General features: G+C 42.5%; 10 protein-coding genes and 1 pseudogene. 4 read left to right on the forward strand and 7 right to left on the reverse strand.

Translation table 11 applies throughout. The features are described 5' to 3' along the window. Window positions 1–88: 88 nt before the first annotated feature. Window positions 89–277: pseudogene (locus tag V7K42_RS19745) on the reverse strand (hypothetical protein); the annotation flags it as partial. A 133-nt stretch (window positions 278–410) separates the two neighbouring features. Here V7K42_RS19745 and V7K42_RS19750 point away from each other — a divergent pair. From V7K42_RS19750 to V7K42_RS19765, 4 genes are all read left to right on the forward strand, one after another. Further along, on the forward strand, window positions 411–1049 hold the full coding sequence (locus V7K42_RS19750) for a lysophospholipid acyltransferase family protein (protein WP_334918996.1): 639 nt from the start codon (window positions 411–413) through the stop codon (window positions 1047–1049). Window positions 1050–1238: 189 nt separating this feature from the next. Beyond that, window positions 1239–2276, forward strand: coding sequence for an AI-2E family transporter (locus tag V7K42_RS19755; RefSeq protein WP_334919030.1), 1038 nt, complete (start codon window positions 1239–1241; stop codon window positions 2274–2276). A 70-nt stretch (window positions 2277–2346) separates the two neighbouring features. Next, a complete protein-coding gene (locus V7K42_RS19760; RefSeq protein ID WP_334918998.1) occupies window positions 2347–2643 on the forward strand; it encodes a DUF2288 domain-containing protein in 297 nt (98 codons plus the stop codon). 197 nt (window positions 2644–2840) lie between these two features. Then, entirely contained in the window at window positions 2841–5294 is a 2454-nt protein-coding gene (locus V7K42_RS19765) for an endonuclease MutS2 (protein ID WP_334919000.1), read from the forward strand. A gap of 247 nt (window positions 5295–5541) precedes the next feature. Here V7K42_RS19765 and V7K42_RS19770 read toward each other — a convergent pair whose 3' ends face one another. The 6 genes from V7K42_RS19770 to V7K42_RS19795 form a co-directional block, all read right to left on the reverse strand. Further along, entirely contained in the window at window positions 5542–6252 is a 711-nt protein-coding gene (locus V7K42_RS19770) for a hypothetical protein (protein ID WP_334919002.1), read from the reverse strand. Window positions 6253–6401: 149 nt separating this feature from the next. Further along, window positions 6402–7124: a Uma2 family endonuclease gene (locus tag V7K42_RS19775; RefSeq protein ID WP_334919004.1), complete on the reverse strand. Its 723-nt coding sequence runs from the start codon at window positions 7122–7124 to the stop codon at window positions 6402–6404. Between the two features lie 584 nt (window positions 7125–7708). Next, window positions 7709–9286, reverse strand: a complete 1578-nt coding sequence (locus tag V7K42_RS19780; RefSeq protein ID WP_334919006.1) for an NAD(P)H-quinone oxidoreductase subunit 4 — start codon at window positions 9284–9286, stop codon at window positions 7709–7711. 949 nt (window positions 9287–10235) lie between these two features. Beyond that, the gene (locus V7K42_RS19785; RefSeq protein ID WP_334919007.1) at window positions 10236–12233 is read right to left on the reverse strand and encodes an MASE1 domain-containing protein; all 1998 of its coding nucleotides are present in this window, start codon (window positions 12231–12233) and stop codon (window positions 10236–10238) included. Window positions 12234–12845: 612 nt separating this feature from the next. After that, window positions 12846–14948 carry an NAD(P)H-quinone oxidoreductase subunit 5 gene (locus V7K42_RS19790; protein WP_334919008.1) on the reverse strand — a complete coding sequence of 701 codons (2103 nt, stop codon included), beginning with the start codon at window positions 14946–14948 and terminating at the stop codon, window positions 12846–12848. A 220-nt stretch (window positions 14949–15168) separates the two neighbouring features. Beyond that, on the reverse strand, window positions 15169–15555 hold the full coding sequence (locus V7K42_RS19795) for a thioredoxin family protein (RefSeq protein ID WP_334919010.1): 387 nt from the start codon (window positions 15553–15555) through the stop codon (window positions 15169–15171). Window positions 15556–15638: the final 83 nt, after the last annotated feature.

Consider the following 15638-nt stretch of genomic DNA (forward strand, 5'->3'; position numbering starts at 1 on the left):
CTTCAGGTGGCTCGTGACTTCATTCTGGAACATCTTGAACAAAAGATGGGCTTGAGTACACATAACCAGACTCCTGTCAATGCGTAAGTTCTGCAATGGTGTACTGATTGCGAAACTGTACCAGTTCACTGAAACTCGGATAAGGATTCTTCAGCAGTTTAATCACTACAGGTTTTTGGTCAGTTTCTCGATCCCCTCGATAAACTAGGGTTCGAGAACCATTGTATAATTCTTCACTAACGTGATATCCGGGAATAGGAACTAAAGTACTAACCATGCTGCTAAATCTTAAAGATTTCCAGATTTAGTATTCCCAATAGGTAAAGCAATTCATTTCTACAGTTTTCTGACGTTTGATCTGGGTGTTGCGATCGCGTATGCTAAACTCAATTTGATTTGCATTATCTTCTGTGGACAAAAACCGCGAACCATTCATCAGTCTGGCACTTTACCACGCCTTTAAATGGTCAGTCGTCAGCCCCATGCTTCACGCCTACTTTCGGGGCCAGATTTATGGTGCGGAAAATGTCCCCCAATCAGGGCCGCTACTGGTAGTGAGTAATCACGCTAGTTACTTTGACCCGCCCATTGTCTCTAATTGTGTACGTCGTCCAGTGGCGTATATGGCGAAAGAAGAGTTATTTAATATCCCCGTTTTGGCGCAAGCGATTAAATTGTACGGTGCTTACCCAGTTAGTCGAGGAAATGCCGATCGCAATGCCATTCGTTCCGCCTTAGAATATCTCAATACAGGTTGGGCTGTTGGTGTTTTCTTGCAAGGTACTCGCACCCCAGATGGTCGAATTACAGACCCCAAAAGAGGCGCACTGCTGCTAGCCGCGAAAGCAAAAGCCCCGATATTACCCGTAAGTGTCTGGGGTACTGAGAAAATTTTACAAAAAGGATCGTCCCGACCTCACGCAGTTCCCATTACTGTGAGAATTGGTAACTTGATTGATGCTCCCACTTCCAGTAACAAAGAAGAATTGGAAGGATTGACACAAAAGTGTGCCACGGTAATTAACGAAATGCATGATTTAGGAAGATAAATTAGACACGCAAGAAATATATGCTTTAGGGAGGTAGCGATCGTTACTAGATTTCTCTAATCTTAAATCAAATTCACTCTAAAAATTACATATCAAGAATGAAATGTAGGCGAAATCAACGCTTTCATTACCTTTTTAGTAATGTCTAAGTCTGAATTGCAAATCACGAATTACGAATTACAAATTATTATGAGCGGCTTTGAAGCCAAGAATTTTTGGGAGCGATTAAACAATCTGGCGTTAGTCCGCTTTTTACTTTTAGTTGCTTCTGGCTGGGCAATTGTACAACTTTTAGCTTACTTTGAAGCGGTCATTGTTATTTTTACATTTGCGGCAATTTTAGCTTTTTTACTCAGCTATCCTGTACAATGGCTGCGGCGTTTTTTGCCCCACGGTGTAGCTGTTGGCTTAGTTTTTTTACTCAGTATTGTGATTATAGGCGGTCTGATAATTACCGTGGGCTTAACGGTTTTATCTCAAGGACAAGAATTAATTAATAGTATCACTGTATTTTTAAATTCTTTAGCACCTTTATTAGAAGGACTAGAAGCATTTTTGCGAAGCCGTAATTTACAAATAGATTTAAGTTTTATTGAAGAACAATTGCGGAATCAAGCCCTATCAACTCTTGTGACTAGTTTGGCTATTTTACAAGGGTTTATGACCAATTTTGTCACTTTTATATTGATTGCAGTTGTGGCTTTCTTCATGCTATTAGATGGAGATAAATTATGGAATTTTATTTTAAAAATAGTACCAAAACAGCGTCGTAATAGATTTACTAATATAATTAGACGGTCTTTTTTAGGATTTTTTAGAGGTCAGCTATTATTAAGTGCATTTCTTACTATTTCAACCTTCTTGGTTTTCTTCATATTAAAAGTGCCTTTTGCTTTAATATTATCAATAATAGTCGGAGTTCTTGATATTATTCCTGGTATAGGAGCGACATTAGGAGTAAGCACAGTAACTCTGTTTGTCTTATCTCAAGGTGTTTGGTTAGCAGTGAAAGTATTGATAGCCTGTATTGTTCTCCAGCAGATACAAGACAATTTGATTGCGCCCCGAATTATGCAAGGTGCGCTGAATCTTAATCCTGTAGTAATATTTTTTGCTTTGCTAGTAGGCGCTAGAGTAGCAGGATTATTAGGTGTTTTTATATCTATTCCCATCGCTGGAGTAATTGTGTCTTTATTTGAAATTGATGAAATGAAATCTGAAGTTTAGTCATTTGTCAGGAACTGGGAACTAGTGAATAATGTAAAAATAGCCATCTACAAATAAACATTGGGAAGTAATGTCGGATTTAAGAGCGGAATTAACAGAAATTTTGGATGAGGCAGAGTGGGAGTGGCTAATTCCTCATGTACAACGAGATGCAGTAATTTTAGTGACACCGGAGTTAAACTTAGTGGATGTTGGAGTAGCGATCGCCAGTGATGATATTCCATCAGTGGAACAGTGGATTGATAAGCAATTAATTACTAAACCCACGACAGTACAAGTGGGAGAATGGAATCTTGAGCGCAGTAAACGATTTAATACTCTCATCGTTCAGCCTTACGTTTTGGTCAAGGAAATAGTCGCTACTTGAATTAGTTTCTGTATTGTTTTCGATGACATTTGGTGTTAGGGTAGTTTCTCAAGAAATATAGCTTGATGTGCCAGTTATTACTTGGTGATTACCACGCACTAACTGGCTGATTTGAATAAAGCGAAATTTTCTCCTCTAAGATTTATCCATCTGGAAGCTAGAATTGTTACGATAATTTCAGATTAGATGTTGAAACCTTGATCCAATCTGAAACCTTAGAATTATTAGAATGGCATCGCCTCTGCCAGCACCTTGCCACCTTCGCGGCAACTAAGCTGGGGGCGACAGCTGCGCGTCATCTGAAAATACCCGATTCTCAGACCCAAAGCGAACAGTTGTTAGAGCAAACCAAAGAAGTCTACCAACTGGAAAGTCGCCTGACTACGGGACTGTCATTTGAGGGAATTCAAGATATTGGCGATTCCTTAGAACGGGCGGAACGTAGCGGAGTTTTGTCTGGCGATGAACTGCTAGCGATCGCCACTACCCTCGCTGGCGCTAGAAGTTTGCGCCGTGTCATCGACAATCAAGAAGATTTGCCGATATTGACTGAGTTGGTTGCCGATTTGCGGACTTATCCAGAACTAGAACAAGAAATTCACCGATGTATTGATGAACGGGGCCAGGTAACTGACCGCGCGAGTCAAAAACTGGGAGAAATTCGCACGGATTTGCGGCGATTACGCACCCAAATTACCCAAAAGCTGCAAAATATCTTACAGGCAAAATCTGGGGCAGTTCAAGAACAGCTGATTACCCAACGCAGCGATCGCTTTGTCATTCCCGTAAAAGCACCGCAAAAAGATGCTATTCCCGGTATTGTTCACGATACCTCTACCAGTGGTGCAACGCTATACGTAGAACCTAATTCGGTAGTACCTCTAGGCAACCAACTGCGGCAAATCATCAGAAGAGAGCAAGCCGAAGAAGAAGCGATTCGCCGTATTTTGACCGAACAAATTGCCGCAGTCAAACCAGATTTAGAGAGATTGTTAGCGATCGCCACCACTTTAGATATGGCAACCGCTAGATCGAGATATAGTTACTGGCTAGGAGCAAATCCCCCGCGATTTATTCAGCGTCAAGACAGTGAAACCATTACCTTACGGAACTTACGACATCCTCTGTTAGTGTGGCAACAACAGCACGAACAAGGGCAACCAGTAGTTCCTGTAGATTTGCTGATCAACCCGCTAATTCGGGTAGTAACAATTACCGGCCCAAATACTGGCGGTAAAACTGTAACCTTAAAAACTCTAGGGTTAGCAGCATTGATGGCCAAAGTAGGTTTATTTGTCCCCGCCCGCGAACCAGTGGAAATACCTTGGTTTGATAAAGTGCTGGCAGATATTGGCGATGAACAATCCTTACAGCAAAGTTTATCCACATTCTCTGGACACATTCGCCGAATTAGTCGGATTTTAGAGGCATTGGGGACTGGGGGAGCAGAGGAGCAGGGGAGCAGGGGAGCAGGGGAGCAGGGGAGCAGAGGAGCAGAGGGCGAACTTCCTACTTCTAATTCAGCACTCGTTTTACTCGATGAAGTCGGTGCAGGAACTGATCCAGTTGAAGGTAGTGCATTAGCGATCGCCTTGTTGCAATATCTCGCTAACCATGCCCAGCTAACCATCGCCACCACTCACTTCGGGGAATTGAAAGCCCTGAAATATGAAGATGAGCGGTTTGAAAATGCCTCTGTAGAATTTGACGAAAGTACTCTCTCGCCTACTTATCGTCTGCTGTGGGGCATCCCTGGACGTTCTAATGCCTTAACTATTGCCCTGCGCTTGGGATTAAAGCCAGAAGTGGTAGAACAGGCGAAAACTCAAGTTGGAGAGGCTACAGATGAAGTTAACCAGGTCATTGCTGGCTTAGAAGCCCAACGCCGCCGCCAGGAAACCAAAGCAGCTGAAGCCCAAGTTTTGTTGCAGCAAACGGAACGTTTATACAAAGAAGTATCCGCAAAAGCCGCAAGTTTGGAGGAAAGGGAAAGCAGTTTGCGGGCTTCACAAGAAATAGCAGTCCAACAAGCGATCGCCCAAGCAAAAGGTGAAATTGCCCAAGTTATCCGCCGCTTGCAAAAAGGTACGCCCACAGCCCAAGAAGCCCAGCAAGCCACCAATGCTTTGAATCAAATTGGCCAGCTTTATCAGCCAGCAACGCCAGCAAAACCGAAAGCTGGGTTTATGCCCAAAGTAGGCGATCGCATCCGCGTTCCTAAACTTGGACAGATAGCGGATGTGATCGCCGCCCCTAATGAAGATGGGGAATTAAGCGTTCGCTTTGGGCTAATGAAGATGACGGTGAAGTTGCAAGACGTAGAATCTCTAGATGGTCAAAAACCCGAACCAGTCGTTAAAGCCAAACCAGCCCCAGCACCAGCAACCCCACCACCGCAAAGTGTCCCAGAGATTCGGACTTCTCAAAATACCATCGATTTGCGTGGTAAACGGGTGGCTGATGCCGAATACATTTTAGATAAAGCCATCTCGGAAGCTACAGGCCCAGTCTGGATTATTCATGGTTACGGTACTGGTAAGCTGCGCCAAGGAGTTCACACCTTTTTGCAACAACATCCCAGAGTGAACAACTACGAAGCAGCAGAACAAGCAGATGGTGGTACTGGTGTTACTATCGCTCATATAAAATAAAGTGGTAATCAGTATGAAGGCTGCTAGTTTGTGTCATTTGTGTTAGAACATCGAGGTAATACTTCCATTGGCATCCAGGTACTGTGGCAAGGCTAGTTAAAATTGCACGATCTCTGTGTTCGCGTAGCATCTCGTAGAGAGGGTTAGCAGCTTGCTAGAGAGACTTAACGGAAAAAGTCAGAAGTAGTTACCGCTTCATTAAGCACGTAACTGCGATCGCAATTATCCCAAGTTCACATAACAGCAGTTAAGTTGAGCAGTTTTGGGCTAGTTTTAGCTTCAGATAATCAATGAAATCCAGAATTTCTGTATCAGTGAGTTGTAGGCGCGATCGCTTGCCATATTTTTGCTGTAAATACTCTCTTCCCTGCTCTGGAGTCCAATTTAATTGGGCTAAATATGTGTCACTTTGAGCTATCAAAACTGCATTAATCTCTGATGTAGTTGTATTCGCAGATATTTGAATTGTCTCTTGATTTAAATTTTGAATTCTATTAATTTTTAAACTAACTTTTTGCCATAAAGCTTGCCAAGCTAATTCCTTATGTCCATCCCAGCTAAAATCTACAGACCGATAAGTTACTGGATTATAAATTGTACAAAACACAATTGTTTTCTCTCCAGGACTGACTGCGATCGTAAGGGGTTGATGCAATTGTTCAGAAGTCAGGGCATCAAGTGCAAGCAACAAACTTTTAGAAAAATAAGATTCACTTCCTGAGCGGATAACATAAGGTTTGTCTGCCAAAATATGTAAATCAGTTTTTTCTGTTTCTCCATGTGAAGTTTCTACTTTTTTATTAACTTCTATCCCTGTAATTACTCCGGTCAAAGCTCTGTCATAAATTGGGATTTGTTTTGTATCTTCAGAGAGCATATACCAACAGTGATCGGATTCTTTGCTGACAAAAACATATTGAGGTTTTGGAACTGATCCAAATCCTAATTTCACTTCCATATTTTGATGCAGGTTTTGGTAAATATATTTATTGAGCAACCAGCCTTTATGATTTGTATCGTCAAGCTATTAGTTACTTTATAGATATAATTCCCTAGCCAGCTAGCAAATTAACATTAAGGCAACGAAAATTCAAATATTTGGTGAATCTACGACAAAGTTTCTGGATCGACACCAAGCGCCTTCAACTTTTCCGCTAACATTTTCACTTTTTGTTCTGCTTGCACACGTCGTTGTTCTTCAAAAGCTGTACGTTCTTCGGCTTCCCTGATGCGTTCTTCTGGTGTTAGCAATCTTTGCCCTTCCTCGTCATACCAGTAAAGCCATTCCCGTACTATACCTTGATAAATTCCCCGTTCTCGCCCAATTCCTAAACCAATTTCTGGTAGCCAAACAGGATTTCCTGATATTAAGATATATTCCCCATCAACTAGGTGATACACCTCCAAAGGTGTGTTTTTACGTCGAAGCGGACTATATACAACGTAGTACAAAATTTCTAGCTCTTTGGCATAGAATTTTTTCTTGGTGCTATATTCTTCCCGATATATTTGAGAAACAACTTCTATTGCTAAAATTGGTGGCTTCTTTTCTTCCCACAGCACATAACTTAGACGTAAGTCCTCATCAATGAAGCGTTTAACTCCTAAGCTGAGAAACCCATCAGGGGCAACAGCTGGTTTGTCTGGGTGATAATAAATACCCATGTCAACACCAAAAAACCAATCCCAACGATCGCACCAAACTAAAGCCAGCGTGGTTTTCAACAAGCCAGGAATTAAATTTTGGACTTCATTATCCACAGGGGTATCATTTGAGTCGGGTAGTTCTTCGGAAGATGGCAAACAATGCAGTGGATTGTAGTTTAACATGAGCGGTTTTGCCAAATCTGATTCTAGGTAGATTGTATGAAATGTGATTGATGTGCGATCGCAGCGTCAGAATAAAGAACCATTTTTAGCGATAGCTTTTCTTCATTCTCAGTAGTGAAAAGCCCTTATAAGTGTATTTTTTTAATTAAGTAATTTTTCGGTACTGTCTGCGAGAGTGTCTAACCCACAATAGCAAAAAAGGGCGGAATATTGTTCAACTAGAACATTCCAGAAGTCGCAGAGTATTCAATTTCATGGTGAATTTGGTAGCTGGGCTGATTACCTACCAGGAGAAAAAGTCTTTTCTCAACCTTGACTCCGAAAAAATGGCGTAGCTAGAACTTAGCTGATTTTTAGCCCGATTTTTGAATCGTACTTAAGTATCAAATATGTCACCAGAGATCCATTCACGAATTTTAATCAGACACTTTCTAACCATTTTTTTGCCATTATCAGCCTTAGTTGGGAGTGTTGTCGGAGCTATTTACTACCAACAGCTACAAACTTAAGTGAGTAACAAAAAGGGCAGGTACAAAACCCGCCCTCAAAGCAATAAATATTTAAACTAAACTAGCGATCGCAACTTAATTACCAATCTCCGGCGCACTCAAAGAAACCTTTAGTGTTTCATCTTTTTGCTGTGCTAGTGTCGGCACGGAATCCCGCAATCTTGCAGTCAATTGTACAGTTGTCGCGTCATACATTTGAGTCAGCAATTTTGGATAGAAACCGATACCAATAATTGGAATTAACAAACAAGCAATGATAAATACTTCACGAGGTTCAGCATCTATTAAAGCTTGGTGAGAAACTAATTCCTTGTTCTCTTCTCCGTAGAAAATTTCTCGCAACATCGACAGTAGATAAATCGGAGTTAAAATTACTCCCACTGCCATCAAGAATACTACAATGACTTTGAAGGTAGAGCTATAAGCATCGCTAGTAGCAAAGCCGACAAACACCATTAATTCTGCCACAAAACCGCTCATCCCTGGTAATGCCAAAGAAGCCATCGAACAGGTGGTGAACATGGCGAAAATCTTCGGCATTCTCTTCGCAACACCGCCCATTTCATCCAGCATCAGGGTGTGGGTGCGATCGTAAGTTGCGCCAACCAGGAAGAACAAACTCGCTCCAATTAACCCGTGGGAAACCATTTGCAATAATGCCCCACTCAATCCCAAATCGGTGAAGGAAGCAAAACCAATCATCACAAAGCCCATGTGAGAAATTGAAGAGTAGGCAATTTTTCGCTTCAGGTTGCGCTGGGCAAAAGATGTTAAGGCAGCGTAGATGATATTAACTACTCCCAAAACCACTAACACTGGTGCAAAATAAGCGTGGGCATCGGGGAGCATTTGAGCATTCATCCGAATTAAGGCGTAACCGCCCATTTTCAAGAGAATACCTGCCAATAACATGTGTACGGGGGCTGTAGCTTCACCGTGGGCATCAGGTAGCCAGGTGTGCAAGGGAATAATCGGCAACTTGACGGCGTAGGCAATCAGGAAGCCAGCATAGAGGGCTAGTTGGAAATTCAGGGCAAAATCTTTTAAGGCGAGCGATCGCATGTCAAACGTCACCGTATCGCCGTAAAATCCCATTGTTAGGGCAGACAGCAAAATAAACAGCGAACCGCCAGCAGTGTATAAAATGAATTTGGTCGCTGCATATTGCCGCCTTTTGCCTCCCCAAATCGACAGCAGAAAGTATATCGGTACTAGTTCCAGTTCCCACACCAGGAAAAATAACAGCATATCCTGGACAGCGAACACGGCAATCTGACCGCCATACATCGCCAAAATCAAGAAGTAAAATAGCTTGGGCTTGAAGGTGATAGGCCAAGCTGCTAAAATCGCCAGCGTGGTAATGAATCCAGTCAAAATAATTAGGGGCATGGATAAGCCATCTGCCCCTACTGACCAATTCAAACCCAATTGTGGTACCCAGGGGTAACTTTCCACCAACTGCAAATCTGGATTAGAGAAATCATACCCAGTATAAAAAGCGTAAACAATTAGCGCAAAATCTATCAGCCCCACGATGAGGGAGTACCAGCGCACTGTTTTGCCTTCTTTGTCAGGGATGATGGGAAGAAGTAGCGACGCAGCTATCGGAAACAGAATAATCGTCGTCAGCCACGGAAAATTAGCTATATTCATCACAATTAGTCTGCTATCAAAATCATGTTTGGCAAAAAGTCACTAGTTATTAAGTAACAGCTTTTTGGGGATTTCGTCTTCCTCGTTAGGTTGATTTAATTAAATTGGCAATCTTGCATTTTTTCTCTTAAGAGTCTTTTTTGACAGTTGCGGGTGCGGAATGTGCGTTGTGATACTCTCAGTGAAGTCATAAATTTACCATAAAAAAGCCGCTAGACTATAATCATTACGGTGTGATCGCGTAGCCTGTTGTATTGCTAAAAATACACAATGCTGTTTGGTGTTGTTGAAAAAAGCGATTTGGTGCAAAAAAAGCATGACGGAAGAAATAACCCAATGATCATTGCACAAATTAAAAGTCAGATTCGTTATGTCACTAACTGTATATAGAGAAATAACAAATGTACCCGTCCCTGTAGAACTTTGGCAACAGCTGATGAGTTCCATAAATTCTGATCGCGCCAGTGGTTTAGCTTAAATTGATGAACAAGAGCCAAAAGCACAAATAATTAGCTGATCTGCAAGAATCGTGCAACAACCAGCAAGAGGACAAACTTTCCCAGTTTCAAAGCTTTGGGACGATATCGAAGCTTAGATTTATGGCAGAAGTTGGGTTTATACCTCCCTTGAAACGCTGTCTCAAAACTCTAACTAAACGCGATCGCCAAATTCAAATTAACATTCAACCCATTATTAAGCGGTTACTGTAAATATTATCGGCAATTAAATCTCTGGGATAGATTTGATAAAGTTCAAGCAAAAATACAGTGATCTACCGACGGGCAAAAGTGGTGGATATTGGGTGCTCTATCAACTTGTCTCACCTGAATGTATTTTACTTCTACTGCCATAAAATAAATTGACTTTTTCACGCCTAACAATTAGCTCTAACGGACTCCGAAACCCAAGGAGTATGTAATCAAAAAACTGGTTAAGACATAAATTGTACTCACTTAACTAATCCTCTAGCTTTTACAGGAATCTCAATCACAAACTTTGTGCCTTGCCCCAGTGTGGAGTCACACCAAAGATTACCACCATGCTTATCAGTCACAATTTGATAGCTCATAAATAAACCCAAGCCAGTGCCTTTGCCAACGGGTTTGGTGGTGAAGAAAGGATCAAATAGTTTAGAGCGAATCTCTTCTTGAATGCCTATTCCATTGTCAGAAATCATAATCATCACTTGGCTTGTATCGATTTGACGAGTCTGAATCCAGATGGTATTGAGGTTGGCTGAAATATCTTGAAACGAACGCCCCCGATTAGATTCTTCTAATGCATCAACAGCATTGCTCAAAAGATTCATAAACACTTGATTAAGGGAGCCAGCATCACATTCAATCAGTGGTAACTGACCATACTCTTTAATAACCTGGATCTGGGGGCGATCGGCTGTCGATTGTAATCGATGTTGAAAAATTACCAAGGTACTGTCAATCCCTTGATGAATGTCTACCGCTTTCAATCCTACTTCATCCAAACGCGAGAAGTTCCGCAGCGATAACACAATAGTAGAGATGCGCTCGGTACCGATTTGCATGGACTGAAGAATTTTGGTAATATCTTCTTTTAAAAAGTCTAGTTCAAGTTTATCCAATTCTGCATGCAGGGCAATAGGTGGATTTGGATAGTGCTGTTGGTAAGCTTCCAATCCTCTCAGCAGACCTTGGATATACTCACAAAGATAAATTAAGTTGCCATCAATGAAACTAACCGGGTTATTGATTTCATGGGCAATCCCTGCCACCATCTGTCCCAATGCAGACATTTTTTCACTGTGAAACATCTGTAATTGAGTCTGTTTAAGCGTTTGTAGGGTTTGCTCCAAAGCCGTATTTTTTTCATTTAATTCTTCAGTTCTCTGCTTAACTCGAACTTCCAGAGTTTCATTGGTTCTGGCTAATTCGGCAAAAGCTAAACGCAGCTTGGTTTCTGCTTGTGTTCGTTCTGCAATCGTTGCTGTCAGCACAAGAATGGTGAGTGTAATCACGCCAATAAACGATTGCAGTTGGAGCAAAGATTGGTCCATATCCTTAGTCACAAAACCACCTTTACCGTTGACGGTAGCGATCACAGCGATCGCAGCCACAATAAAAGTTAACAGCGTTGCACCTGGTTGTCCCAGTCGAAAGGCAGACCAGATCAACATCGGAATCAACATATACTCCAGGTGATATCCCTTACCAAAAGCAACTTTGCCGATGAGAATAACCAACCCCATCAAGATAACTGGCTCTACTACCATCAACCAGAATATTAAAAGGCGTAAGTTTGCTCTTGAGTGTCGAACATCAGAGAGATTTTCACAATCCTCTGACGTTGAACTGAGGGATAACCATTGCCAAATTAGATGTCGTTTTTTTTGAATGAATTGCCCCCAACTAAGCAGAATCGGGGTAACAATAAAAATTCCCGAAACATTAGAAATCCACCAGGTTAACCAAACCGTCCCATACGCTGTCCAGGGAACTTTACTACTCAAGGCCAAGCAAGCCACTCCAACAGTTGCATTGATGATCGGCCCCACCATGCCGGTTAGAATCAAAAATTTGAACACATCAGTGACACGTTCTAAGGGATAGCGAAGGTTGGTAGTTTTGTGTAGCAGGAAGGTACCCAACATAGTCCCCAAGGTTGTTCCGATCGCGATTCCCAAAACTGGCAGCGTTGAAATCACCAGGGATAAGAAACTTGTTGGATCTCGAAACGCCCAAAAATTGGCGAGAAATGAACCCAGTAAAATACCGTACCAGATCCAGTTACCAAACAGCAAAACAGCCCCAGCAGCAATTCCATCCGGAGGCCAAACTGGAGTCACATCTTGAGGTGTGGAGGCAAGATGACGTGAAATTTCAGCCATTTCATAGTAGGCGATGGCCAAAACAACGGTGCCTCCGATTTGTCTTAGGGAATAAGGGAATATAGGGGATTTTTGTTGAATCATCCGTTGTTTTGGCTGCTTGATCTCAAGGTTGCTTGTCTTTACATAGAATGCCCTTTTCCCTTCAGGTCGGAACATAAAGCAGCCATGAAAGTAGAAGACAAAAAGCATTAAAACAAGCAATTAGGGATTCACAGTTTAATAATGTACCAATCAAGTTTGAGATTTTTCTGCTAAATACCAATTGTCTAGCTGATATTTTATTTTTACGCAAGCCCCAACGCTCTTTTTTTGACTACTGTCAGTTTATTTGCTGCATCTTTTAGCGTTAATTTTAATTTTTATGTCAACATAATCGCAAAGCTTGCAGCTTATAACCTTTCCATACATTCCCCAAACCTGGAATACCAATTAGTATCCTATTCTCACTAGTACTTTATTCATGTGCGCTTCCCGTTGATGACAAAATATTATTGTTACGCAACTCCCTAACTGTTGAAGATAAGTCAGATTACTGTGTTGCTGTCGATATCAGAGATGTAAATAGTAAATTTATGAGAATTTAAGCCCAACAAATATTAAAAAATCTTGTCATTTTTTCAGACCCAACTTTCAATTCCTCTGCATGAGATAAAAAATAATGTCGGGGCGGACAGTCGCCCACCCCTATTAAAATCAGGTAACACCAAATACGATCACTAAACCCAAAACTGCCCCAAACACAATCAAGGCATAGAATTGAGCGCGACCGTTTTCTAGGTACTTCAGACCTTCACCGCTAACAAGGGTGAAAAAGCCTGTGAGGTTAACAGCACCATCGACAACGCGGAAGTCAACTTCCATAACTTGTCTAGCTAGGCGACGCAAGCCGAGGACAAAAACCCGATGGTAAATGTCATCAAAGTACCACTTGTTGAGAGATAACTCATAAAGTGGTTTGATTTGAGTAGCGATCGCACTTGGGTCAATTTTCCGGCGCAAATACATCAGCGAAGCCAGGGTAATCGCAATTAAAGAAATTCCGACTGAAGCCCCCGCCATGATGTAAAATTCCGTTGGATTGAACTCGGCAGCCTTTTCTATAACTTCGGAAAGGGTTTCGCTAGGAGGAAAGATAAACTCTTCAAAATAATTGGCGTAAGGAGTTCCCACCAAACCAATCAAAATCGAAGGCACTGCTAGCAGTGCCAAGGGTAGGGTCATTGTCCACGGCGATTCGTGAGGGGAGTCGCTGTGATGCCCGTGAGAGTCATGGGAATCATGATGCTCGCTAGTTGCAGCCAATTCTCCTTTCTTCATCGCCCCAGGCCCAAAATTCGGGGCTGGTTCTGCTGACTCTAATTCCAGGACAATTGTGGCCGCAGCACTCTTGAGTTTTTGCTTGATTTTTTCGTCAGTACCCCGGAATTTGCCTTCAAATGTCATGAAATACATTCTAAACATGTAGAAAGCAGTAATACCGGCAGTTAGCCAGCCAATCATCCAAAGAAATGGGTTAGCCTCAAAAGCTTTCCCCAGAATTTCATCTTTTGACCAGAAACCAGCAAAGGGGGGAATACCAGAAATTGCCAAGCAACCAATCAAGAAAGTAATTGAGGTGACGGGCATATACTTCCGCAGTCCGCCCATCAAGCGCATATCTTGCGCTAAGGCGGGGTCGTGACCAACCACACCTTCCATACCGTGAATTACTGAACCTGAACCCAAGAACAGCATCGCTTTAAAATAAGCGTGGGTCATCAGGTGGAATAGTCCGGCACTGTAGGAACCTATACCCATTGCCATCACCATGTAACCAAGTTGGGAAATGGTGGAATAAGCCAAGCCCTTTTTGATGTCGTTTTGGGTAATGGCAATGGTTGCCCCCAAAAACGCCGTAAACGCCCCAGTAAAGGCAATGACGTTCATTGCAACTGGAACGTGTTCAAATACTGGGTACATCCGGGCAATTAGGAAAACACCCGCCGCCACCATTGTTGCTGCGTGAATCAAGGCAGAAATGGGTGTGGGGCCTTCCATTGCATCTGGTAGCCAGACATGGAGGGGGAATTGCGCTGATTTCGCCACTGGGCCTAAGAAAACTAAAATCGCCAACAGGACAGCGAGAAAATTGCTGATCGAACCTGATTGCACGAGTTGAGCGAGGCGATCGCCCATGATATTAAAATCAAAGCTTCCTGTTGCCCAGAACAGCCCTAAAATGCCAAGTAACAAACCAAAGTCTCCCACGCGGTTAGTTACAAACGCTTTTTGAGCGGCATCGGCTGCTGACTTGCGATCGAACCAAAAGCCGACCAGCAAGTAGGAACACATCCCGACCAGTTCCCAGAATATATATACCTGTACTAGGTTGGGGCTGACCACCAAACCTAACATTGAGGAGCCAAACAAACTGAGATAGGCGTAAAACCTCACGTAACCGGGATCGTGAGCCATATAGCCATCGGTATAAACCATGACTAAACAGGCTACCGTTGTGACAATCACCAGCATTAGGGCTGTCAGGTGGTCAATAGTGTAGCCCATGCTCAGGTGAAAATTACCTGCTGCTGCCCACTCCAAGGTGCGGATATAAGGCGCGTGTCCTTGGATTTGACTCCATAGCAACGCAAACGACAGCACCATAGCTGCTGCCATCATGGAGATAATCACCACAGCGTTCAGCTGCCGTAGGCGGTTTGTCACCTGATTCAACGAGATTAACCCTAGACCGACCAGCATTGCCCCAAAAAGAGGAAACACCGGAATCAGCCAGGCATACTGATAGATTACTTCCATCACTGACGCCTACTTTTAGAATTCTTGATTTAGCGTGTCGAAACTGTTAATAATTGTGACACACGCCCTTTAGGATAAAATAACCCACCCAAGACTGATTGGGTGGGGTATTAAGCATGGTTTTAGATTTGGTCATTTGTCATTGGTCATTTGTCATTGGTCATTTGTCATTGGTCACTTGCGCCATGCCTCATTTCCTCTGCCCAATGCCCAATGTCCATCAGGCTGACCGACGTTCCAAGTCCACTGTTTTTGGACTTTTGTAAATTTTCGGGCAACTGCTGTAGCTTACTTTTATGTCTTCTAAAGCTAGACGTAAATCTTCTCTGCCACGAAACCCTTCCAAGCGATGGCGAACAGTGCCATTTTCAATTAGTAGTAAAGTTGGCAGTGACTTTAGCCTATAAGTAGTAGACAATTTAAAATTTTGATCGGCGTTAACCCCAACTAATTTAATTTCGTCCCCACATTGGGCTTGAAATTGCAACAATAGCGGGTGGATAATCCGACACAACCCACACCAAGGTGCTTCAAAGTTAACTAAAACAGGAATAGGAGATTCTAAAACTTCTTGAGTAAATGTCTGTTCACTAACCGACAACACCATGACGCCTCTTGGATTATAAGGTTTTTATATCAAACTACCTATCAGTACTGAAGTGAAGGATTGGTAAGTCAGTAACTGCCAAT

It is taken from the genome of Nostoc sp. (assembly GCF_036917455.1).
Classification (GTDB): Bacteria; Cyanobacteriota; Cyanobacteriia; order Cyanobacteriales; family Nostocaceae; genus Nostoc.